Source organism: Corynebacterium mustelae (assembly GCF_001020985.1).
In the GTDB taxonomy this organism is placed as follows: Bacteria; Actinomycetota; Actinomycetes; order Mycobacteriales; family Mycobacteriaceae; genus Corynebacterium; species Corynebacterium mustelae.
The window spans coordinates 1,238,936-1,262,500 of the sequence record NZ_CP011542.1 but is presented as its reverse complement, the minus strand read 5'-3'; the positions used below and the strand labels follow the sequence as shown (position 1 = coordinate 1,262,500).

Genomic DNA, 23,565 nt, shown 5'->3' with positions numbered 1-23,565 from the left:
TTTCCCACGTCGGAAACCACCGAAGGTGTGTTTTTCCAACGTGGTCGCCCCCGAGGTTCTGCAGGATTTTCAGTTTGCTACTACCCTCGGGGCTGACGTGCTGTTCTCATTTCCGGACAAGGAGAGATCCCCCAGATGACACATCGCCCTGAACTACATGTAACGCCCGGGACTGGAATTTTGGATGCCCCTGCGGGCGCGCTTTTCGATGGCGAGAGTTGGCACATCTTCCACCAATTCCGACCGCGTGACACCGAAGGGGCACGGTGGGCTCACCAATTCGCAGAAGACGAGCCTTTCGTGTTTGAAGAATGCGATGACGTACTCGCCCCAGATACTGGGGAGATTGACCTTCGAGCAGGCTCAGTTGTCACAATTGGTGACGATGTCATGCTCTATTTCACCGCAGTAACCGAAGCTGGGCGTAGTATCCATGCTGCGAAAATTGGCGATATTGTCGCTACCACAGAAACGGTCAGTGACATTCCATGGGAAGTCGATCCCAATGTGCAGCGATTAGGCGAAGTTGTGGGCGACCAAGCAGGGTTGACCAGATTCCGCTCGCCGTGCGTGGTTCCTGATTGGCAGGATAGTTCCGATCGGGAATATGGACATCAAGATTGGCTCATGTTGGCGGTGACTGGTAGTGCAGATGATCCAATATTGGTGATTCTACGGTCATCTGACGGTTTGACATGGCAGTTGCAAGGACCACTTTCATTCGTCGGTGAGACAGGAATTGATAGTGCATGTATCGTCTCACCTCGGATCATCCGGTTACGGGACGAGGTGCGGGACGAGCTTTATGACGTTCTCATCATCACCATTGAGCAGGGTGGCATTGATATTTCTGGTTACTTGGTGGGTACTTTATCTGGTACAACCTTCACCGTATCTGAACCTTTTAGACGCATAGATCATGGACATGATTTCACGCGTCCGCGTAATACCAACCAATATTGTCGCACCCCAGATTTGATGAAGTCCTACAACGATGCCCATATCTTCGGCCTGATGAATGGTGTAGGCAGACTCGATGATGGACATCAGCATGAAAGTTACCTGAAGGAAGATTGGGCCAACTGTCTGTCCCTTCCTCGCCGGGTGACATTACAAGATGGGGTCCTCTATCAAACTCCCGCCGCCGGTTTGATTCACGCTGTTGAAGAGTCAGATCACGCCAAAGTTTTCACCATGGTTTTCGAAGTACCTCCTGGTGAATCGCTCACAGTGGAGCTGATCGACTCCATCGGTCAGGTTGCTGCAACGATCACGCATTATGGTGACCATCTGGAACTAGACCGTTCCATGAATCCCCACCACTCGGGTGATGCAGTTGCAGTGGCTCCTTTGGGTGAGGACGACACCGATGCGGTCACTATTGTCACTGATGGTTCCACGGTGGAGGTTTTCGCCGATGGTGGCCAGGTCGCTTTGGCTAGCCGGGTATATTTCACTGGAACCTGTGAGGACTTTATCATCCATCACACCAAGGGCGTCGAGGTGGAGCATTACGATGTGATTACCCCCACAATGTCGCTTATGAACGACTACCTTGATGCAATCGACGAAGGGGTTATTCGCTAACCAGCCGGATTAGCCACGTATCCAATGACCAGCGGATAAAGGCCGCTGGTGTCGGCTATTACTACGTAAAATGGCCTGTCAAAGCTAAAGCGTTCCACCGGATCACGCAGCATGGAAGCGATCGCCACTTCGGTGACAATTCCGGCAACAGTGCCTTCTTCATCCACCCGCAGCATCGCCTGTTGGGTTGCTTGATGGACAAGGTCGGTGGAACCGTCGAAAAGCATGCTGCAATCGCTGGCAGATTCTAGCTCCAGCTTGGGAAGATGCAAATCTACACGTGTTTCCTCGGTGATATTTACTTCCGCCACGGCCTCAAGCAGTTCCTGCGCAGTTACTGGCTCGAAGGTTTGCGGCATGAGGATAAAAGCAGCCAGCCCCGTATCACTGTAATTTAACCGAACCGATTGCCACCGTGGGTTTTTAAGTGCCGGAATCAATGCGTAATCGCTTCGCATCATCGGGGTGGGGATCACGTCACCGGTGGCGGTGGTGAAATCTTCTACAGATGTATTAGCCGCTTGGAATGGATACTGCCATGTGGCAGCGAACATCACTACATTCTGCACAACTTTTTCCAGATTCGAAGTAGGTTTAATCGCCGACTGCATAATCAATCCTGCGGAGGCTTTCTGCACCCACCGGTCTAGATCTTCCTGGGTTATCTCCCCCGCTGCTACCTCAACCTCGGGAATGTGCCCAAAGTCAGGAACCTTAATCTCAGGCACATGAACAATCCTGGTAGAAATGGTCACCACTGGCTGATTCTCTGGCTGTGTCGTGGGGGTTCCTGCCCACCGCCGCCACATTGAAAGATACTCAGCCAGATTACGTTCAGCTGTGTTAGCAGCGTATGACACCGCTGCCCCAACCGGGCTTACAACACTGTTGGCACTACCTGACTGAAGAATCCTGCAACCTAGTTGATACAGGTCAATCGGTGATTTCACCGTTTTATGATAACCGAATTCAACCAGCGCTGTACTTCATTATGGTTTTTAAACCGAAGGACTTTTAGTTGCGGGTACTTGTTCGCTGTTGTTTTGATAAGGTGCTTCAGATCGTGTCGGGTTTTCATTGACCAACGGATTACATGATCGGAATCCACCAAGACTCGCCACAGTGGAGGTTCGCGGTTTCCTGACCATAGCGGTTCACCTGTAATCCTCCGACGTATTGTCCGATACATCAATTGTGGGAATACCACCCGCCAGTATGGGAAATCAAGCCAAATTAATACCTCGGCATTGGCCGCAAGTGTGTCTCTTGCCTGCGGATACTGCCATTCACAGATAAAGCTAGGGCAACGTACCATTTCAACCACATCGGTCATGAAAGTCTCTCGCTCTATCCAGTGCGGGCCATGGTACAAACTATCTAGTTCTGTGTAGTCAATCCCGGTTAATACAGCGATCTTTTTACATAAAGTGCTCTTACCTGCTCCGGAAACCCCAGCGACGATGATTTTATTCATCATGTCAAGCTTTTAAGCCTTACCTAGTCTGGTAATCGTCGCACGCGCGGTCACTGCCATTGTGGTGGGCAAGGTGGCGATACGCTCGGCAAGAATGTCAGGGTGAATGTGCCTAGCTGATGGGCTCATACCAATCTGGGTAGCGATAGAGTCTTGGTCTAGCTGCATCACAAATTCAATGGTTTCTGGTTCCGTCACTGGTACCAAATGCCCTGATGCTTGCTCAAGCATTCGGTCGATTTTGCCCTTTTCCACATCGATAATCCCTAGTGGTTCCCGCAGCTCCGCCAGATGTCCGGCCTGCGGGGTCATGACGATGACTTCGCCTTCGGGTTTGAGAATCCTGGCAAATTCAGAGGCGTTGCGCGGGGCGAAGACCACTGCGATGGCGTCCACGCTTGCGTCTTTTATCGGTAGGCGCGCCCAAGCGTCCGCGACCACTGCACCAACCCGGGGGTGGCACTTCGCTAAAATCTTGGCCGCTGGAACCGAGACGTCAATACCAATTCCGCGCGAATTATGGATGGAGTCAAGAATATGCGACAAGTAATAGCCGGTTCCGGCCCCTATTTCGACAATTGCGGGTTCGGTGTCATCAGGCATCCCAGAGTCGTCGAAAACCTGGGCAACCGTGGTTGATATGGCCTCGACAAATGGTGCGAAATGCCCAGAGGAGAGAAAGGTTTCCCGGGCTTGGATCATGGAAAGATCGTCGCCGCTGTACCGCAAACCCGCGCCACCAGCGAGAGTCACATAGCCTTGCTTCGCCACGTCAAATGAGTGCCCTGATTCGGAAACTAACCGGCTAAAACCGTCAACCCCGGTTAACGGGGTGCCATCGATGGGGTCGGTGAGCAAATCGATGATATCAGCAAGCACTGCGGGTTACTCCTTGAAGATTTACGACATGAAAAAAGGATTCGTCTTGTATTTCATCGACGAACCCAAGGTGCAAGTGGGTTAAGATTCAGCCACCGCGGTGAGCAAGCTGCCGAGCTCAGCTGCTTCCTCCTTGTTAAGTTCAATCACCAGCCGTCCCCCGCCATCGGTGGGTATCCGCATGACGATTTTTCGACTTTCAATGACCGCTTCCATTGGACCATTGCCGGTGCGAGGCTTCATAGCAGCCATGTATTTTTCACCATTCCCAACTTGTTATTGCTTGCCTTCCCACTGAAAGCAAAACACAGCATTACTACATATCTTAACTGTTTTGTCAGCCTTTTGTATGGTCAGCGAAATGGTGCGCTTACTCACTGCATTTGTCTAGGTTACATATCCCGAAGATCCGCCTGGTTCACTTCAGTTGCAACGGATGGCCGAAGATGACTGTAACCTGCGTTTTTATCTTTAAGCTCGTCGATTATGTCTAGCAGATCAGCGATCAATGCGTCCACTTGATCGGTTTGGTACCCGCGTTTTGCAGTGTCAAACCGAATGGCCTCGGTATCCCCATTCTGAGCAGCTGCCCGGTTACTGGCGATTACATCCGGTGCTGATTCCATCGGCTCTAGTTTCTCACCGCTGGTGAATACGTTGGCGAAGATGAAGAAAAACGCGATGGCGCAAATGATCACCAAAATAAAAAGTACGATCCACGAAACCACAATCATTCTTACATCTTCTCCTCGGTATCAGTTTGATAGTGACTTTAGTGCAGGTCGCTGGAAAACCTGGGATTGGGTGCGGCACCCGGCGCGCGTGAGGATCGCCGTTGCTACCACTTCAGCCATCGGGCCAAGTTGTTCCAGGGGGCGGTTTCTATGGCTGCGTATTCCGAGCGGAACTTGGGTGATCGCCTGTGTACCGTGGGTGTGTGCGACGTCGATAAGCAAACCAATTTCGACCCCGTAGCCGCCGACGAAGGGGAGGTTCGTTGCCACGCTGCGTCGGATTGCGTATTCGCCGCCTAGTGGTTGATTGATAAAGCATAATTCTGGGAATAGTGCACGTAGGAGGGGTTTGGCGCAGAGTTCGGTGACGCGCCCACCGCCGGTGGGTGTACTTCCGAAACTACGGGTGTAGTCTGCTTTCACCAATGCAATTTCGGGATTTTTATACGGCGCGGTGAGCTTTTCGACGATCTTAGGTGGCACGTGGTTGAGGTCGGCGTCGATAAATACGATGATGTCACCTTTTGCCGCTGCGACACCGCGCCAGAGTGATTCGCCTTTGCCCGGGTGAACATCGATTGTCGGGAGTATTTTGCGCCAGTTGTACACGGTTGCACCTGCCTCTACTGCACGTTGGGCGGTTGCATCGTGTGAATCTGCGTCAATCACCAGGATTTCGATGAGGTTTGCAGGAGCATTGGCACGAATGGCGGTGATTACTTTTGCAATGGTTGCTTCTTCGTTGAGTGCTGGGATGACGACAGAGATCGAGGGATTCATGCCAGTCCCCTCGTCGCTATGAGTGGCGGGACGGTTCCGGCGATCGCTGCGGTCATCCGGATGACGTCTACGGTTTCTGTGACTTGGTGGGATCGGAAGGCTGCAACACCGTGCTGGGCAGACCAGGCGGTGGCGGCTAGGGTGCCTGCTACTCGCTTGTCGACGCTTCGGTTGAGGGTTTCGCCGATGAAGTCTTTATTGCTTAGTGCCATGAGAACCGGCCACCCGGTGGATACTATTTCTTTTATTCTTCTTAAGAGTAGGAGTCCGTGATGGGTATTTTTGCCGAAGTCGTGGGTGGGGTCGATGAATATTTTGTCTTCGGGAACCCCGAAACTTACGGCACGTTCGGCCTGCTCAGTGGTTTCTTTGATGACGCTTTCAACTACGTCGTCGAAATGCACCCGATAGGGACGGGTGCGGGGTGTTACTCCCCCGGTGTGGGAGCAAACATATCCAACCTGGTATTGTCCTGCCACTTGAGCGAGTTCTGGGTCGTGTCCGGCCCAGGTGTCGTTGACGAGAGTTGCGCCGGCTGTGATTGCCGGTTCGGCCACCTCGGAGCGCCAAGTATCGACTGAAATAGCTATCGTGGGAAACCTTTGTCGTACTTCGGCAATCAGTGGAACCACCCGATCGATTTCCTCTGCACTGCTGACAAAGTCGCCGGGGCCTGCTTTCACTCCGCCGATGTCTACGATTGTTGCTCCTTCGGCGATGACCGATTCGGCGCGGGCGAGGGCGTCGTCGAAAAGCTGGGTGGCGCCTTTGTCATAGAAAGAATCCGGGGTGCGATTGATGATTGCCATCACGGCGGCTAATCCATCGTCGCCGATAAATGCGCTTCGAATGGTCATAGCTACAACTTGTTATTGCCGTTTTCCCGCATGACAGTGTGGGTGGCAACGATGTGTTGAACGGCTTCGTCTACCGAGTCGGTGACTAAGAATAAGTCGAGGTCTTTCGCGTCGATCATTCCTTCATCGACTAACCTATCTTTGAGCCATTGCACCATTGGTTCCCAGAACCGCACCCCGATGAGCACGATGGGAAAATTGGTTACTTTTCCGGTTTGCACCATGCAAAGGACTTCAAATAGTTCATCAAGCGTGCCGAACCCGCCTGGTAGACAAACGAAGGCCTGGGAGTACTTGAGGAACATTGTTTTGCGGGCAAAGAAATACCGGAAGTTGATTCCAATGTCTACGTATTCATTGAGTCCTTGTTCATGGGGTAATTCGATGCCTAGACCGACGGATAATCCGTCGACCTCAAATGCACCTTTGTTCCCCGCTTCCATCAGGCCGGGGCCACCACCGGTGATTACCGCATAGTCCGCCTCCACCAGCTTTTTGCCAGTTTCCTGCGCCAACTCATAGTACGGGTGGTCGGGTTTAATGCGGGCGGATCCGAAAACTGTGACCGCTCGTGGTAGTTCACTAAGTGCATCGAAGCCAGAAACGAATTCTGATTGAATGCGCAACACACGCCACGGGTCGGCATGGATCCAATCGTGATCTGCCCCTAACTCAAGTAGCCGCTGATCATAGGTTGATTCATTGACTTCACCGGATTCTCGGACCAAGACGGGTCCGCGTAGAAACCGTTTTTTCACATCAGAGGGAGTTATTCGAGGAGTCATGTTTTGTCCAATCAAGTTGTTATTCATTAGGCGGTGAGATACGCCATGAGGGTGGTTGCTACTTCCGTGATCATATAGGTTGGGCATTGTTCATCTTTCTTGTGGCAGAAAGATGGGTCACCTGGACCAAAGTTCACCGCAGGGATTCCTAGTTCACTAAACCGTGCAACATCGGTCCACCCATATTTTGCCCGAAATGTGCCGCCTGTGGCGTCGATAAGCTTAGCGACGGCTTCCTGATCCAGGCCAGGACGCGCCGCAGGAACCGCATCATCAACGTCAAAATCCACGCCTTCTGGCAAATCTAACACTTCTAGCAAGTGAGCTAATGCCTCGTCAATGCTCCGATGCGGAGCGAAGCGGAAATTGACAAACATCCACGCTTCATCCGGAATGGTATTGGTGGCGACACCAGACTCACAGTGCACAATGTTTATACCTTCGTGGTACAAGCAACCGTCAACGAGTATTTCTTGGGCTTGATACTGAGCAATATTGGTTATTACAGGTGCTAATTTATGCATGGCGTTTTCTCCAAGCCAGGCTCGCGCCGAGTGAGCTCGCACACCGTGGGCGGTTACCCGTAGCCGGATCGACCCTTGACACCCTGCTTCGATCACAGCGCCCGACGGCTCACCCAACAGTGCCACATCACCGGTCAACCAATCGGGGTGTGTTTTTTCAATAAGCCCCAGGCCATTGTATTCACTGGCTACTTCCTCACCTTCGTAACAGATAAGGGTCAAGTCGAATTGCAACCGGGGATCGTTAGCAAGCGTTGCAAACACGTGGGCGTAGACCGCCAAACCTGATTTCATGTCAACAGTTCCGCATCCAAATAAGGTGTCGTTGCCGTTACTATCTGGCCCCCTCGTTACCGGAATATTGTCTGCCGTTGGCACAGTGTCGACATGCCCGGCCAAAATGACTCGATGCGAAAACCCCCTACTGGTTCGGGCAACCAAGGAATTTTGGTGCCGTAACACTTCAATATTGGGGATTTTTTGAAGTGCTATTTCTAAAGTATCCGCAATGTCTTTTTCCGCGTGGGAAACCGAGTAAATATTCACAAGATCAGCGGTTAGATCTATCGGATCAGCAAGGAGATTCACCATGTCCTACACCATACCTGCCTACTGCAACACGAATGGGAAAACCTGTGTCGTAGCGGTTGCGCTGGCCACCGTAAGGTTTTATTGCTCATCCGCCTCATATCACGGTGCGTGTTTTAGGAGATAATGGTTTTGGCCATAGGTTTAGTATCGTTGAAACCATGAGCGTCATTGGTGCACAGGCAATCGGCATTGCCAACATAGCCAGCAACGGCAGCGTATTGGACACGTGGTTTCCGACGCCGAAATTATTCAAAAATATCACTTCTTCATCGGGTACGGTGCGACTCGGCGCCCAGGATTTGCCACCTAAATTACTAAGCATGGTCAATCTGGATGAAGACCGGATGGTTGAACAGGTCGCGGTGCGCACCACAATCCAGGATCTTGATTCTCCTCCCTTTGATGCTCATGATGTGTATCTGCGGCTTCATTTGCTTTCGCACCGAATGGTGCAGCCATGCGAAATGAATATGGAGCACGCGATTAAGAAGCTATCCATCGTGGTGTGGACCAATAAAGGCCCGTGTTTGCCGGATAATTTTGAGCATATGCGCACCGCGTTGCGATCCCGAGGTTTAATCCATGTGTATGGCATCGATCCGCTTCCCCGCATGGTCGACTACGTGGTTCCTAGTGGAGTTCAGATTACGGAGGCAGAACGAGTACGACTAGGGGCATATTTAGCACCAGGAACTCGGGTCATGCGAGAGGGCTTTGTTTCCCACAATGCTGGCACGCTTGGGCCGTGTCGAGTGGAAGGCCGCATCTCCTCTGGAACCGTTATCGGCACCGGCGTGGACTTAGGGATTTCTGCTTCTCTTATTTCCGCCAAACCTAACCCCATGTCGATTGGTGATAATTGTTCATTCGGAGTTTCCTCCACAATTATTGGATTGAGCTTAGGCGATAATGTCCATGTGGGGCATAACATCGTGCTAGATCCCACGACACTGATTCGGTTTGCTGATTCCGACACGATTGGCACTGCCAACCAGATTGCTGGGCAGTCCCACTGGTCGATTCACATGGAAGCGGACTCCACAGAACCAGTTGCACGTCGAATTATTTAGCGGATATTTGACGGCCATAATTACACTATTCCCATGTTATTCCGGGAAAAGTTCGATACCTGCCGCCACATAATAATCAGCTTTATGCCACCCGATGCATAGTTTTGGTCTACACCAGGCTAAAGTCATTTCTATGACACAATCAGATCACAGCACCAGTCTGGGTAAAGGGCTCAAAACCCGCCACCTCACAATGATGGGGCTTGGCTCCGCGATCGGCGCCGGGTTATTTCTCGGTACCGGCGTCGGCATTCAAGCCGCTGGCCCGGCCGTTATCCTTGGCTATATTTTCGCCGGATTAGTGGTGGTGCTTTTGATGCAAATGCTCGGAGAGCTCGCCGCTGCGCGTCCGAACTCGGGCTCCTTTTCGGTTTATGCCCAACAAGCATTTGGGCATTGGGCTGGTTTTTCGATCGGCTGGCTATATTGGTTTTTGCTGACCATGGTGATGGGCGCCGAGATGACTGGTGCCGCCGCAATCATGGGGCAGTGGTTCGGAGTTGACCCATGGATCCCCGCATTTATCTGCGTTGTGGGATTCGCCATTGTCAATCTGGCTCAGGTACGTGGCTTTGGCGAATTTGAATTCTGGTTTGCTTTCGTCAAGGTTGCCGTGATCGTGGCTTTCTTGATTATCGGCGTGCTTTTGGTGTTTGGGTTGCTGCCAGGAACTGAGTTTGTGGGCACCAAAAACTTCCTCGCACATGGTTTTATGCCTAATGGAGTTTCTGGGCTTGCGGCTGGGCTGCTTGCGGTAGCTTTCGCCTTCGGCGGCATCGAACTGGTAACTATCGCCGCGGCCGAATCGGAGAATCCTGCTTCTGCTATAGCCACCGCCGTGCGGTCTGTAATTTGGCGCATTTCATTGTTTTACCTGGGATCAGTATTGATCATCATTCTGCTTCTGCCCTATGAAGCAATCGGCGGCGCTAAAACCGCCGCTGAGTCGCCGTTCGCCGTCATTTTGGGTATGGCAAACATCCCTGGTGTTGTTGGTTTCATGGAGGCAGTTATTGTCCTTGCTTTATTGTCGGCGTTTAACGCGCAGATTTACGGCACTTCCCGGTTGGTTCATTCTTTAGCACTACGCAAAGACGCGCCACAAATTTTCGCGAAAACAAACCACCAGGGCGTACCCATGAATGCGGTACTTTTGTCCATGTTCTTCGCATTCGCGTCTGTAGGGTTACAGTTTTGGAACCCACCAGGTCTTCTTACGTTCCTTCTCAACGCCGTGGGTGGTTGCCTAATCGTTTTGTGGGTGATGATCGCGGCTAGCTGGATCAAGTTACATCCACAGTTGGTACGTAATAATGAGATCACAACTGTACGCATGGCAGGTCACCCATGGTCGGCTATTATCTGTTTGATTCTGTTGGGAATTTTGGTTGCGCTGATGCTTTTCGACGCAGGTTCGCGCCCGCAAATCACCGCCGTGGCCGTGGTTTTTGCTGTTACCGTGGCCTTAAGCTTCTTCTCCAGGAAGAAAGCCTAAGGCCATCGTCACCTAACTTTCCACCCGCCAAGGACGCGCAATAACCGCCCTGGCGGGTTTTGTGTCTCATTTCACTTTTTTAATTGAGGGCATATCAAGCACACATACTACCGGGCAGAATAATAACGAAACTATATAATAAAAACCCAAGCAAAAGGTTTTGCATACATATCACGGTTCCGAATTTATAACGTTTTGTTATCATCGGGCTTTGTTCACGTAGTCCATTTCAAAAGAAGTCAAAGGAGACATCATGGCTAACGTAACCCGAATTCTCGGAGCCGTGGCATGCACCGCGGCACTTGGCATTGGCCTGGGCGCCAACCCAGCCCTTGCGTACGACGACTACCGTGCAATCAATGCCACACTGAACCAAGATGGAAAATGCGTCTTCACCTGGAGCGCAGCTGACGAAGCCCGCGACCGCGCACTCGTCGCAGAAATTGTGAGGGACGCAAATGAAGACCTGCAGGACTTCCAGCGCGAAAACAACTACCCAGCAGCCGAGTTTGATAAATGGCGGGCGGCCCCGCTGGCAGACGCAGCAGCTGATGCCGCTTTCACTGCCGGAATCAAAGCTCAGCGTCCAAACTTCACGGACGAACAGATTAAAGAGATTTTGACGGTCGCTAACTTCGCCAAGAAACTCAGCGGTCTATCCAATCTGGAAGAGCTGCGCACCATCCCATCCATCGCGGGTGGCGCTACCCTGCTGGACGCTGTGAAGGATCAAACCCCTGCCAGTGTGAAGGGCGCCTACGATGCTGCCGCCGCACCACTTGCACAGCAGCGGCAATTGGTGGAGTCGAAAGATGATGACGACAATAACGACTACATCGGCTACGCACACGAGCTGTTCGACTTCCAAGTCGATATTCACGAAGATGCCCGTGATCCACTCATTCCAGCTGTGAACCAGTGTGCTGGCCTCAAGCCTGGCCAACAGCCACCAGGGCAGCAACCTCCTAGCCAGCAACCATCGACAACGTCGTCGCCAAGCAGCCAGAAACCCACAACTTCGCAGTCGCCAAGCAGCCAGAAGCCTACAACTTCTACGAGCAGCTCCAAGACCTCCACTCCTAAGATTCCAGGTTCCAATGACGACAGCTCCAGCAGCTCCGAAAAGGGTGGCCTTCTCGAAATGCTGTCTAAGCTGTTCAAGGCGCTAAGCGGAATATTTAATGCGATTCCGGGGCTGAAAGACCTCTTTGACTAATCGCTAGTGCTAGTTTCCGTGTCAGATACCCATCTGACACGGTTTTCTTTTTCTATCGAGCTTCCAGATCCAAAAACCGATTTCAGCACCATGCCTGATCTGTTTTCACCTTGGAATTTTCTGCACCATTGCGTCCCCATGGATATGTCTAACCAGATGAAGGTACGCTCTTTCAGATCAATCGCGCATGCAAAGCAGTTGTTTTCGGCACTATGCATCACCCCTGAAGTTTCTATGCGCATCACAGTTTCCGAATCCGGTGTGGTAGCAAGGTCGGTAGCGTACACACCAACCCGGTTAAACACCTCCCCCACGCACACATGCCCGCTGAAATGCACCACGGCGTACCGTGCGGACACTGCCTCAGAATCAATGTCTGCATAATGGATACCTATACCCGGCCGGAGATTCTCCTGGATCGTTTTAACCGCCACTTGGTCGGTGATTTCCTGAAACATGTCATCAAGCAACGTCACATCCATGAAAAAGTCCCAGCCCCACCACAGCCCAAAAATCCGCAGCACCGCCCCTACCCCATCAATCCCTACTGGTGCAGTTAGGCGGGTCGAACCAAGCTTTTCGACGACCACAGTGTCCAGCACCTTCACCAAATCATCAATATTCACATGATCCGGCACCAGTGTTCGGGTTGGAATCCCTTGGGACTCCATACCCCACCCATAGTCTTTCGTTAGCACCCACGTCAGCCGGTCGTCGTCAAGCAAAAGCGCATCCCGCGCCTGCATCACGGTTCGCGGATTGGCCTGCCACGCGGCGACCTGCACAGCTCCACGTAGTTTGGCACGCAACTGCCGGTCATCATCAATGAGGACCACAAGCTGCCGTAGTTTCCGCATCAGTAGCCCTGGGTGCTTTGCCGCAACTGTCAACGCGCCAGCAGCGTCCCGGCGCGCGAAAGCCCGATCTAACTGAGCAATCGGTGTCGCCCACTCGCGATTCCCGTGGATCACATCGAGTTGAAACCGGGCCTGCTCCCACCCGCGCACGTCATAGGGATGAACCTTCGCCAACACCTGCCGCCAATACCGCTGGTACCGTACCAACAATCCGACATCCCAGTCTTCAACGCAACGAGAGAGAGCAAAAACAATCACCACGCGTAGTCGCCGTGGAATGCTTTCCAACTGCACGCGGAAGTCCTGGGTCCGCAGCCGAGGAGCGTCAACAATAACTCCACGTGGGTGACACGCGGTAAGAATGCAGGTGAGCATCTCCACACTATTTCGGCACTGGTCAAGGGCGACCGTAAGAACATCAGCCTTGTCAATTCCAACGGATGTTAATTCCCGGATCACCGCGAGCCGGTTGTTGTGGTTACGGAAATTGGTTTGCGCGAATTCTTTGGTGGCGGTTGTGTGTGATTCCGCCGCAGTGCACAACGTCGAAATGATGTCACGCAGAAACCACCGATCCGCCAGGTTCGACGGGAACCGTTTCTCCCACATTCTCCGAACCAGCTGCCAATCTAGGGTGCGGAGAGTCAGTGGCTGAAAAACCAGTTCCCCACAAGGTTTGTTCTGGCTCCATTCCTGATACCCGCTCCGCGATTCTTTCACCGTGTGTGCCTGTTCAACCAACACGTCTAACTGCGCGGGTGTTAAGAACGTCAACTGCTCACACTCCACACAAAATCCCCAATCGTGAAGTTGCGTGGAAACGCACTCAAGCCGTTCCATTGGAACGTTTTGGGGCTGATCCTCCCCCACAAAGAATCCGCAGCGAATCATGTGGTGTGTTGTAAACATTGACTTCCTTTTTGGCAGTTCCGCTGGTTGTGATGGCCATTTAGGTTTCGGGCAGCGGATTGATATGTAAAATTGCTTCCAAGAGTCGCTTACTGGAAGCTGCTGGCATCGAAAACTCGTGTGTCCGATGCCCGATCTCTGCGTCAAGCCACAGACAATCTCCCTTTTCCATATCTATTACAAAAGCTACACACGTGTTAGTCGAACTCGACATCGAGCGTCCGCTGTCTGGTTGCGTATCTAGTGTCCGGCCATGTGGTGCAACTTCCACAGCTATAAAGTTTGTAATCTGGCCAAGCGGAACATTGGAAAGATTGTGAACTTCGATGAGAATATATCGAATGGTGCGATCATTGTCGGGTGAAAGCTCAATCGCTTCGTGTGACACGCCTGGACGGATCGAAGAAAAGCGTGTTTTCTTCGCATAACTATTAGGAATGCTACTTTTATCGGCGGTGAAGGTGTAAGCAAGCATCTGCATATCCCAGCCTTCCCAATACAAATGCAGCCACAATGACTCACCAGGTGCCGGATCTGGTAGTGGTTCCCACGTTCCGCTCAATGGGGATTGAGCGTGCCAGCTTCCTCTACTATCTAGAATTTTTTCCAATTGGTCGATAATTTCAGCACGAACTCTTGGTGTTGATTCAGCCGTTTCAGCTTTCTGTTCCACCTGAACCATTCGACACGGGTGGCGACGAAAGGCCAGGGAAATGTCGTCAAGCATAAGCGCAGTCCATGCTTGCGTTAGTGTCCGTGTCCCTGCATGAATTCCCACTTCGCGTACCAGCTGCAACAGATAGGCTGTTTGGGCTGGATCATCGTCGATAATTACTAAGAATTGTCGTAATCTTCGTACTAATAGCCCCGGATGACCTGCTGCAACTGCCAGTGCTCCGGAAATGTCCCGGCGCGCGACCGCCCGATCTAGCTGGCTAACCGGCGACGTCCATTCGCAATTACCATGCACCACATCCAGCTGAAACCGCGCCTGCTCCCACCCCTGTACATCGTAGGGATGCACTTTCGCGAACACCTGCCGCCAGTACCGCTGATACCGCAGCAACAACCCCACATCCCATTCTTGGGTGCACCGCGACACCGACTGCACAATCGCACCCCGTAGTCGACGAGGAACACTCAACATCGACATGTATGGGTACAAGCCCCTGTCGACGGCAAAGGCTGCTAACGGTGCTGGTTGTGCATAACCTAGCAGGATGCAGCTAAGCATTTCGCGGGAATTGCGACACTGTTCCAATCCCGCAGCTATAACCTGCGTTTTATCGGCACCAATTGTAAGCAACGCATGCATCGCATAAAGGCGATTGTGATTATTGGAAAATGACGTTTTGGAGAAAAGCTTTAATGCATCCGTTTTATCGATAGCTGCCGACAACGATGGCGCATCTGGGTGCAGGTTTTTCTGGTCACCGCATAACGCAGCGAGGATTGCTACGACGAATTCGCAGTCCGCGACTGAGTTTTTATACGGCCGCTGCCAACTGTGTTGGACAAGTTCAATACCAATCTGGCGTAATTCCAGTTTTTGACGCACTTGACGTGCTGGTGGCCGCGTTTCGTCCCAAGGCCGAAGGCTCCTATCCACCATTCGTACTTGCTCAACCAACACGTCTAACTGCAAGGGAGTTAAAAAACCCAGCTGGTGCAGGTCAACCACGAAGCCTGCGCTGAAAAGCTCATCTGCCACCTCTTTCACGCGTTCCGCCGCCACATGCTGGGGCTGATCCTCCCCCACAAAGAATCCGCGGCGAATCATGTGGTGTGATGTCAACACTTTTGAAATCCCCTAGAAAGTTCAAGCGGCGAGGAAAAGCGCAGCCGTAGTGTATGTCAAAGTTGGGTAAATAACGTCTGCTTAAGGCCTCGCCTGGTTTTTGAGAATAACGGACGTATGCGGAAAAATCCACTGGTTTTCTCCGCACAATGGCGGTTTTTTCTTCTGGCGCTGGGCGCAAAACCGACAGAAAATGAGTACACTTCTATCCATGACTTCTGCTTTTGCTACTGGTGTAGCCACAATTCATAATGACGGAACAGTTCTTGATGCTTGGTTCCCCGCCCCCGAATTAGGCTCCGACTCCCTGACCACCGGAACCGAGGTTCTGGAGGCGGCCGAAACCCCTGTTGAACTCGCCGCTTTGGTGGGCGAAGATGCAGACCGTAATGTTCGCCGGGTTGCTATCCGCACCCAGATTTCTTCCTTGGATGAGGCTCCTGTGGACGCCTACGATGCGTATCTGCGACTGCATTTGCTCTCCCACCGGTTGATTCGCCCGCATGGCGCTAACCTGGACGGCATTTTCGGTTTGCTGGCCAATGTGGTGTGGACGAATTTTGGCCCGTGCTTGCCAGCAGGTTTTGAATTGACTCGTGCAAAGCTCATGGCACGCGGCCCGGTTGCGGTGTACTCGACAGATAAGTTCCCCCGCATGGTTGATTATGTCATGCCGACTGGCGTTCGAATCGCGGATGCTGACCGGGTGCGGCTCGGCGCGCACCTAGCAGAGGGCACCACCGTGATGCATGAGGGTTTCTGCAATTTTAATGCTGGCACGCTCGGCACGTCGATGGTGGAAGGCCGAATCACCGCTGGTGTTGTCGTGGACGACGGCTCGGATATCGGCGGCGGCGCTTCCATCATGGGCACCTTGTCCGGCGGCGGCAAGCAGGTGATTTCCATCGGTAAGCGCTGTCTGTTAGGCGCTAACGCTGGTTGCGGAATTTCCTTGGGCGATGACTGCGTGATTGAGGCTGGTTTGTACGTCACCGCTGGCACCAAGGTTGTGGTGCGGGGTGCGGTGGCTGAGGCACTTTCGCTTGCCGACGGCGATTCGGTCAAAGCGCTTGATCTTTCCGGTGCAAGCAACGTGCTCTACCGCCGCAATTCCATCTCTGGTGCGGTCGAAGCAACCACCTGGAAATCAGAAGCCGTGGAGCTCAACGCGGCACTACACGCTAATTAAGGGCACAATCAACCCACCTAGGATCAGTGTCCGACTGGTTCTAGGTGGGTTTTACATTGAATAAATTCAGGTTTACCCCCGCTCCACCAATTGAAAATTTATTATTTTTTAATAAAATTGTAAGCAGTTTGCCACGCTTAGACCCTGCGTGCCGAATAACCCCTTCTCAAACATCTGCAATGAAAGGAATGCACACTCATGAAGAAAATTTTGGCTTCAGCGATCTGCGCAATTACAGTTTTTTCATTATTTTCATTCCCAGCTTCCGCAATGACTGTTGAAAAAGTCGGCGAAGATTGCCGGATAAATCTAACACTTGAAGACGCCAAGGAAACTCGGATCTACGACCCTATATATTTATCACCAAAAGAAGTCGATGAGCTAATCGACTTATACAATAAGAGAACCGACAACTCTAATCAAAGTGAAGAGTACAAACGAGGCGATCGAAAAATCCGAAATGCATTACAAGAATGCAAACAACAGCAAGCATCAAGCTCAACATCCAAATCCAGCACCGGCGCAGTTGCAGGCATTTCCGGACTCCTGGGAGCAGTGATTGGCGCGGTTCTAGCGGTTCTTGCAGTTGTTCCGTTAATGCAAAACTTCTTGAAGATCTGATTACAAGGTTACAATCACTGAACCTAAAACCTTGAAATATCATCAACCACGTCTAGCAGTTCGTTAAAAGCATCTCGACTTGTGTGTCATCGACAGGTTCTGCCACGGTGTCTGTCTGGTGTGCCTGTGCCCACCAAGAAAGAAGTTCGCCTTCACTGACTCGTCTTTCCAGCATTGTCATCTCTGATCGAACCAGGTCAGCTGCAAGAGAGTTCCCCGTACTGTAGCGGCCGCGCCTGGTTCCCAAGGAGGAATCCAACCAGATGAGCTCATACGTTTTTAAGTCAATGATAAATGGGATGGAACTGGTCGATGGTGCGGTGGGTTTCGCCGCAGTGGCAATGGTTCGTGGTTCGAATATGTCACCGCTCATCCCGCTGATACGAACCATGGCACCAGCGAAACTATCAATCGCACTAAAAAGTCCCGCACTATACGCAATCAACGAACATATTGCGTAGCGGGCGTTGCGATGCTGTTTCTTTAGCTCGGCAACATCAATATCGACAAACTCACAGCCGCCATTAGGCGCGCTAATAATGTCACCAGAGTGAACAATCATCGAACCATAGGGTTTGCCGGAGTAATTAGTGTAATCGACGTAGCCTATTTGATGCTTAAGGGTTCTATCTGTAAGCACTACGCCTAAATCAACATCGCCGCCGTACCAATGCACAAACATCCTAATAACACCTGGCCGGATTCGAGGTTCGTTCGGGGAATCTGAATCTTGGGTAAGTGCAATTCGTTGACCGCGTTTTAGTCTTGCTACTGCGGCGGAAGTATCACGGCGTACTAATTCGACTGGTACCTCAGATGCGCAGGCCACTGGCGCTGGTGGTGCTGACGCAAGCCGTAACCGATGTATGATCGCTGTTAGTATACGATCAGTTACCAGTTCTAACACCGCTGGGAACACAGGTGTGGGTTCTAGTCGCTGCAGAACATTTCCTTTGCCAGGAATCTTGACCACTTTAAAAGTGACATCGCGGGTGCGCAGGTGGTTTAGCGCTGAGAGCAAAGTACTCAATCTGACCTTGTACGCCACTTTCGTGAGTGCGTTGTCTAATGCTTCCAGTTTTTGCTGCCATGTACCGACGCGTCTGTGACCAATAAGCCGCATGAGGTGATCTAACCGTCGTATCAGGTTGCCGGGCTGATGTGTGAGTAATTCGCAGGCGGTGGCTATGTCGTCGTCGAAAAGCGCTTTCTCAATACGTGCATTAAGCGTCACGTATTTCACATTGCTGTGAATGATATCCAATAAGTCAGTACGCCTATTAGGCAACGAGTAGGGGTGAATTTTGCGCATTACCACCCGCCACTGCATGCGGCGCTTATATAAGAGATCAAGGTTATGTGGCTCGTCGAAACGCGAAAGCTCATCGAGGATGAGACGTCGATAAGTTTTAGGGATCGACGTCACAGTAACTTTGCGCAAATACCGCGCCCCACGACCAAAGCACGCTAGAACCAACCGCAATAAGTCGTCAACGTTGCGGAGTTTGGTTGCACCGTACTCAAACGCGTTCGGAATGCCGATACCCATGAGCGCTTCACAGGCGAGAGCGAAGTTTTCACCGCTAACAAACGTCGTGGTCTCAAACGCGGTTGCCGCTGCTTGCCCAAGATATAAGGCGAGATCATCCGCAAAATCCCGGTCTGTGTCACTGAGTCCTAAAGGTTTCTGCCACACCTGCACCAGGTCGGATGTACTGGGATGAAATGCCTTAAGCGGCCTAAGATCAGTCATTAATACGTCAGGTGACCGGTCAAACTCCCTCTGTAATTCAGGCAGAATCTCCCCGAAACTGCAATAGTGAACCAACTGGCCAAAGAGCAGTTGCGCGACTGAAGTATCAATGACTTGTTGCGGAAACCCTGGATACATGGGCACCCAGTTGCGATCACTACCTACCACCAATGCTGCGTTACCGATGACGGTTCGTAGATCATTAGTGTCTAAGTAAAGTAATTCCACTGGATCGGCTAGAAAACCTAGGTTCATAAGTTCGCAACACGCGCTGACGGCTTCGGCCAATGAACACCGATTACGAGTGGTTGGCGTGCTTGCAATCAACCCTTTGCGCAGCATAGCGACGGTTGTCATCATATCCCTCTTTCACCAGCAGTAGTACCCATAGCTGAGTTCATATCCCTGGTGATGTTGTACCTCTAAAGGTTTGAAAAAGGAGGGTTCCTTTAAGGAAAGTGGCTCCCGTGTGTCATGTAGAAAATGAAGTAACGAAAACCGAAATGAAGCCTTCAAAGAAACCCAAAAACAAAGAATAACCACGCGGTATTTGATTCCGCAAGGTTTTGGGCTACAGCGACCCAGCTTTGCCCCCGCACGTTTTGAGATTGGAAATATATAAAAAATTTTGCATGACGATATGTACCGAGTAGCACTTACGTCCATCATGGGATAAATATATTCATTTTGGCTACATGTCGTCCATATTCATCACTTATCCAAAACGTGAACATATATAGGCACAAACTCAATCTGTAATCCGCCGCATCCCAAAGAACAATTCAATGAATTACTTAAACGTGCGAAGTTGCTAGCCTAGAAAGCTCTGCATGTAGTGGTTCCATAGCGAGACGGCAAGGAAGCGAGGGTTTTGTGGCGGAGGATTTTTTCGATCAGGTCCGTAATTGGTGCTTGCAATTACCTGGTGCAGCTGTAAGTTTTCCGTTTGGCCCGGACACGGAAGTTTTTAAAGTAGTCGGCAAAATCTTTGCGTTTTCCCGACTATTAAACGGCAAACCGATGGTGGTGCTAAAAGCGCTTCCGGAGGAAATTCCGCAGCTTATTCGGCAGTACCAGCCGCATATCACCCCAGGATGGCATGTAAATAAAAAGCATTGGATTACCGTTTGCGATGGAATTGCTGCAGCCACCCTGACGGAGTTAATCACCGATAGTTACATTGCCGTGGTTGCAAAACTTCCAAAGAAGAACCAGCCGGTTAACCCGCACACGTTTATCACTGATTTGGCGAACGATACGTTTTAGGGGAGTTAGATTTTCAAAAACCGTTGCAAGGTTTCAATGTGGTGAGATTGCGCTGGGGTTGGCACAGTTTCCGAATAATGAGCTCTGGCCCACATTGTCAATAATTCGCCATACGTCATTGCAGAAACTTGGAACCGGATAATCTGCTTCACTGTTGCTGCAAACTCTTCCGCCACTGTGGGTAACGCAATTTCTGCCGTTGACCACAGTATTTTCTTTTCGATTCCGTCAATGATGAGCGGAATCAATCCAGAGCAATCAGGGCGGAACGGAATCGCTACGTCAGGTGTGACGATTTCCTCTTCCCGTTGGGATTCCGATTCATTGGCCAGTAGTGTGCAGTAGATTTTTTCAACCGAAAAACAAGAATCAAAAACTGGCCCAACCACCATCGCAAGATAACGATAGTTGTAGTAGTGCTGTGCTACTTCATCAAGATTTATGCTGACTCGGAGCTCTCGTTCTAATCGCGTACTGCAGCCGGGCCAAATCCTGAAAATTTTGGGAGAAGGCTGTAATGCTATGTTATCCATCGTGATTACTTCGCTAAGCGGTCGCAAATTGGCATCAATAACAACTATGCCCACTTCAAATATGTCGAGGCTAGGCCAGATGGTTTCCAGAATATTGCTTTGAGTTTCTTCAATCCACTGCCATTGACGCACATGAGCGCCGACATCGACTACGCGCGTCGAAAAGCACGGTAATGGTTGAGTCGGAATTGCGATACCACGCAGCTTATCAACAAGAAAGTGCTCTAACCTTTGTTCAAGTTTTCGCCGTAGTTTCCTAGGTATGTTTTCCTCGGTTCGCACAAAGTTAATCGCGGCCACTAATCCGGCCATTGTCGCATGTTGTGCCACATGGGCGATTGACGTCACCACCGAATTCACGCCGATTCGCCGAACATCACGTACTTGTTGTTTCAGTGTTTCTACAAACAATCCATTCTCATCGTCGTCCGAGATATCGCGACCAAAAGTTTTATCTATGTAGCTCATTTCGCACCGTCCAATAATCGCCGAGCCAAGTCGACGCTTGCGGTACCGTCGCTATCCGCGGTGGGGTCGCTGGTAGTTTCCGCGTTGTGCGCTGCGGCCCATAGCTCCAATAACCGTCCGATGGATAATTGGTTCCGCAATAGTTCTAGTTCCGCAGCCACGAGATCAACAAGCGCTACTCCCCCAGCATTGTAGCCGCCTTCCTGGAAACCGATGGAGCTGTCCAACCAGATGAGTTCATTCGTGTGCAAGTCCATGACAAACGGAACCGCCGAGGTGGAAACGGCGTTAAGCTGCGCGGCGGTTGCCACGGCGCGCGGTTGAAACAGGGAAACGTTGTCGTCTGTGTGAACTAGCATCGCCCCGGCACATGCATCAATGCGGGCCAGATTGGTACCGGAGAAACTGATAACGCTGGCGATAAGGTACCGGGCTTCGGGTAGTTGCTGGATAAGCGTCGGCTCAGTGGTGCTTGCGAGCCGAATATCAATGAATTCACACGCGCCGTCCGGGTGCGGGCCGTAGATGACGTCGCCGGAGTGGGCGATGGATTCGCGCAGCGGGTTGTGGAAAAGGTTGGTGTAATCGACAAAGGCCAGTTGCTGCGCACAGTCGGCGTCGGCGATGCATACGGCGAGGTCGATATCGTCGCCATACCAGTGTAAAAACAACCGCAGCGTTCGTGGTTCCCCTAGCGGTAGCCGTGCCCCACGTATGAGGTTGGTGTGGCTTGCGCTTGCCCCGCGCCGGATAAGTTGCACCGGCCAAGTATTGCATGTTGGTACCGGGGTGTCAGGTGGTGTGGTTGTGTCACGTAGCCGCCCGATCATGCATTCTTCCAGCACGGATAACGCCTGGGTTACCAATTCCGTCGATACTGGTTTCGACGCAGTGCGGGCAAGGATGGTGCGGCCGCGAAGCCGCCGGACTTTCGTTTTTGCCTCCCCGTTGGCGATCCCGTTATACGCGGAAATAAGGGTGGACAGTTGCACCTGGTGGCCGGTTGCGCGCACGGTAGTCAGCAATGCCTCAGTGTGTGCTTGTCGACGCGCCCCGTCCGCCATATCAATCAGGCGCAGCATATGGTTAACCCGCCGTAAAAGACCACCTGGGCTGTGGCGCAACAGCGCTAGCGCAGTGGACACATCGCCGGTTTCCAATGCGCACTCTACCTGCGCATTCGTGGTGCGATGGGGGCATGTTGTCGAAAATGATGTCTAAGACATGCCTAGCGGCAGCATCAGTTGCGTGGTCATATGGGTGGCAGAACTTCAATACCCGCCGCCATAGTTTCCGCCGACGGTACACCATATCCGCATCAGACGCGGCTGTAAACTTGCTTAATTGCGCCACAATCAGCCGCCGCGATTCCCTCGGCAACGGACGCATATTCACCGGAGATGTGGCCGAGCATTGGAGGTCAACCCCACGTTCGACGTCCTGGCAGTAGGTGCTTAGGATGCAGCGTAGAACATCGTCAAGGTGGCGGGCTTTAGTAAACCCCATGGCAAGACAGGTAGCGGATTGGTAACCGCATTCGGAGAGAAGCACCAGAGCGGCGGCCAGCTGTTCCCCGTTACGGAAATCAGTAGCGCTAAACACGTCAGTGATGGCGGTATCTATATGGTTTGCGACATCGCGGATAAAATCCCGATCATGTCCACTGGGTGCGATAACGCTCCCCCATTCGGATGTGATGGTGGAAGCGGTAAGTGTTGTCACCGTCAGTTTCCGAAGCGGACGCCCGAAATCAACATCACAAAGCGGTCCACCGGAAAGCCGATCGATGTCGGTTAGTCGAAACTCACCACGTGAGTGGTAATGTGCCAACGCCGTAGCGAGCAACTGCCAATCTGATTCCTGGTACACCTGCTTGGGAAACCCCGGAAACAACGGCTGCCACCGCCGGTCAGCGCCGATTGCTGCCGCCGCGCTGCCAAGAAGCTCGGTCAATTGCGCTGGCGCCAATTGCATTAATTGCTCCGGAGCGCAGGCGAACCCCAATCTGGCTAATTCCAGCGCTGCGGTTACTGCCTGCCGAGTAGATGGTGATGGTCCAGATTTCCTGGGCGCTGCGATGATTCCGCGCCGAATCATAGCCACGGTGGTCACGATTAACCACGCTCCTTACGTTAAAAATCCGCCAGTAACTGCGGCTTTTCAGCCACTCTGGCGGAGG

The 23,565-nt window shown here is 51.9% G+C and carries 22 protein-coding genes; 7 read left to right on the top strand and 15 right to left on the bottom strand.

Annotated elements, in window-relative coordinates; translation table 11 throughout:
• The first annotated feature begins 135 nt into the window (after window positions 1–135).
• On the top strand, window positions 136–1,587 hold the full coding sequence (locus CMUST_RS05935) for a GH32 C-terminal domain-containing protein (protein WP_047261738.1): 1,452 nt from the start codon (window positions 136–138) through the stop codon (window positions 1,585–1,587).
• On the opposite strand, the gene CMUST_RS05930 is transcribed toward CMUST_RS05935, so the two are convergent.
• The 9 genes from CMUST_RS05930 to dapE form a co-directional block, all read right to left on the bottom strand.
• Window positions 1,584–2,537, bottom strand: a complete 954-nt coding sequence (locus tag CMUST_RS05930) for a serpin family protein (protein ID WP_144414138.1) — start codon at window positions 2,535–2,537, stop codon at window positions 1,584–1,586. The genes CMUST_RS05935 and CMUST_RS05930 overlap by 4 nt on opposite strands.
• Window positions 2,534–3,064, bottom strand: a complete 531-nt coding sequence (locus CMUST_RS05925) for a P-loop NTPase family protein (protein ID WP_047261736.1) — start codon at window positions 3,062–3,064, stop codon at window positions 2,534–2,536. Before CMUST_RS05925 ends, CMUST_RS05930 begins: the two co-directional genes overlap by 4 nt.
• 9 nt (window positions 3,065–3,073) lie before the next feature.
• On the bottom strand, window positions 3,074–3,940 hold the full coding sequence (locus tag CMUST_RS05920; RefSeq protein WP_047261735.1) for a methyltransferase domain-containing protein: 867 nt from the start codon (window positions 3,938–3,940) through the stop codon (window positions 3,074–3,076).
• A gap of 81 nt (window positions 3,941–4,021) precedes the next feature.
• A complete protein-coding gene (locus CMUST_RS16320) occupies window positions 4,022–4,192 on the bottom strand; it encodes a DUF3117 domain-containing protein (protein ID WP_083987430.1) in 171 nt (56 codons plus the stop codon).
• A gap of 140 nt (window positions 4,193–4,332) precedes the next feature.
• Entirely contained in the window at window positions 4,333–4,674 is a 342-nt protein-coding gene (locus CMUST_RS05915; protein ID WP_052844558.1) for a DivIVA domain-containing protein, read from the bottom strand.
• Window positions 4,675–4,695: 21 nt separating this feature from the next.
• Entirely contained in the window at window positions 4,696–5,454 is a 759-nt protein-coding gene (locus tag CMUST_RS05910) for a glucosyl-3-phosphoglycerate synthase (RefSeq protein ID WP_047261734.1), read from the bottom strand.
• On the bottom strand, window positions 5,451–6,311 hold the full coding sequence (folP, locus tag CMUST_RS05905) for a dihydropteroate synthase (protein WP_047261733.1): 861 nt from the start codon (window positions 6,309–6,311) through the stop codon (window positions 5,451–5,453). Before folP ends, CMUST_RS05910 begins: the two co-directional genes overlap by 4 nt.
• A 2-nt stretch (window positions 6,312–6,313) precedes the next feature.
• Entirely contained in the window at window positions 6,314–7,096 is a 783-nt protein-coding gene (locus CMUST_RS05900) for an LOG family protein (protein ID WP_047263424.1), read from the bottom strand.
• Window positions 7,097–7,122: 26 nt separating this feature from the next.
• On the bottom strand, window positions 7,123–8,211 hold the full coding sequence (gene dapE / locus CMUST_RS05895; protein WP_047261732.1) for a succinyl-diaminopimelate desuccinylase: 1,089 nt from the start codon (window positions 8,209–8,211) through the stop codon (window positions 7,123–7,125).
• Window positions 8,212–8,369: 158 nt separating this feature from the next.
• On the opposite strand from dapE, the gene CMUST_RS05890 reads away from it, so the two are divergent.
• From CMUST_RS05890 to CMUST_RS05880, 3 genes are all read left to right on the top strand, one after another.
• Window positions 8,370–9,281, top strand: a complete 912-nt coding sequence (locus CMUST_RS05890) for a DapH/DapD/GlmU-related protein (RefSeq protein ID WP_047263423.1) — start codon at window positions 8,370–8,372, stop codon at window positions 9,279–9,281.
• Window positions 9,282–9,414: 133 nt separating this feature from the next.
• The gene (locus tag CMUST_RS05885) at window positions 9,415–10,776 is read left to right on the top strand and encodes an amino acid permease (protein ID WP_047261731.1); all 1,362 of its coding nucleotides are present in this window, start codon (window positions 9,415–9,417) and stop codon (window positions 10,774–10,776) included.
• A gap of 253 nt (window positions 10,777–11,029) precedes the next feature.
• Window positions 11,030–11,992 (top strand): hypothetical protein, encoded by a 963-nt coding sequence (locus CMUST_RS05880; RefSeq protein WP_047261730.1) that lies wholly within the window; start codon window positions 11,030–11,032, stop codon window positions 11,990–11,992.
• On the opposite strand, the gene CMUST_RS05875 is transcribed toward CMUST_RS05880, so the two are convergent.
• Together CMUST_RS05875 and CMUST_RS05870 are read right to left on the bottom strand one after the other, a co-directional pair.
• The gene (locus tag CMUST_RS05875; protein WP_047261729.1) at window positions 11,989–13,758 is read right to left on the bottom strand and encodes a hypothetical protein; all 1,770 of its coding nucleotides are present in this window, start codon (window positions 13,756–13,758) and stop codon (window positions 11,989–11,991) included. The genes CMUST_RS05880 and CMUST_RS05875 overlap by 4 nt on opposite strands.
• Before the next feature lie 40 nt (window positions 13,759–13,798).
• Window positions 13,799–15,538 carry a hypothetical protein gene (locus CMUST_RS05870; RefSeq protein WP_047261728.1) on the bottom strand — a complete coding sequence of 580 codons (1,740 nt, stop codon included), beginning with the start codon at window positions 15,536–15,538 and terminating at the stop codon, window positions 13,799–13,801.
• Between the two features lie 229 nt (window positions 15,539–15,767).
• Between CMUST_RS05870 and dapD the strand changes: the two genes are divergently transcribed.
• Together dapD and CMUST_RS05860 are read left to right on the top strand one after the other, a co-directional pair.
• Window positions 15,768–16,745 (top strand): 2,3,4,5-tetrahydropyridine-2,6-dicarboxylate N-succinyltransferase, encoded by a 978-nt coding sequence (dapD, locus tag CMUST_RS05865; protein ID WP_047261727.1) that lies wholly within the window; start codon window positions 15,768–15,770, stop codon window positions 16,743–16,745.
• Between the two features lie 198 nt (window positions 16,746–16,943).
• Window positions 16,944–17,366: a hypothetical protein gene (locus tag CMUST_RS05860; protein ID WP_047261726.1), complete on the top strand. Its 423-nt coding sequence runs from the start codon at window positions 16,944–16,946 to the stop codon at window positions 17,364–17,366.
• Between the two features lie 52 nt (window positions 17,367–17,418).
• Here CMUST_RS05860 and CMUST_RS05855 read toward each other — a convergent pair whose 3' ends face one another.
• Entirely contained in the window at window positions 17,419–19,479 is a 2,061-nt protein-coding gene (locus tag CMUST_RS05855; protein WP_144414137.1) for a TerD family protein, read from the bottom strand.
• A 513-nt stretch (window positions 19,480–19,992) separates the two neighbouring features.
• Here CMUST_RS05855 and CMUST_RS05850 point away from each other — a divergent pair.
• Entirely contained in the window at window positions 19,993–20,385 is a 393-nt protein-coding gene (locus CMUST_RS05850; protein WP_047261724.1) for an MmcQ/YjbR family DNA-binding protein, read from the top strand.
• Between the two features lie 5 nt (window positions 20,386–20,390).
• On the opposite strand, the gene CMUST_RS05845 is transcribed toward CMUST_RS05850, so the two are convergent.
• Genes CMUST_RS05845 through CMUST_RS15890 form a run of 3 tightly spaced genes read right to left on the bottom strand, consistent with a single transcriptional unit; the run spans window position 20,391 to window position 23,498 of the window.
• On the bottom strand, window positions 20,391–21,386 hold the full coding sequence (locus CMUST_RS05845) for a hypothetical protein (protein ID WP_047261723.1): 996 nt from the start codon (window positions 21,384–21,386) through the stop codon (window positions 20,391–20,393).
• Entirely contained in the window at window positions 21,383–22,531 is a 1,149-nt protein-coding gene (locus tag CMUST_RS15895; RefSeq protein WP_144414136.1) for a hypothetical protein, read from the bottom strand. The genes CMUST_RS05845 and CMUST_RS15895 overlap by 4 nt, the downstream gene beginning before the upstream one ends.
• Window positions 22,473–23,498, bottom strand: a complete 1,026-nt coding sequence (locus tag CMUST_RS15890) for a hypothetical protein (RefSeq protein WP_052844556.1) — start codon at window positions 23,496–23,498, stop codon at window positions 22,473–22,475. The genes CMUST_RS15895 and CMUST_RS15890 overlap by 59 nt, the downstream gene beginning before the upstream one ends.
• Window positions 23,499–23,565: the final 67 nt, after the last annotated feature.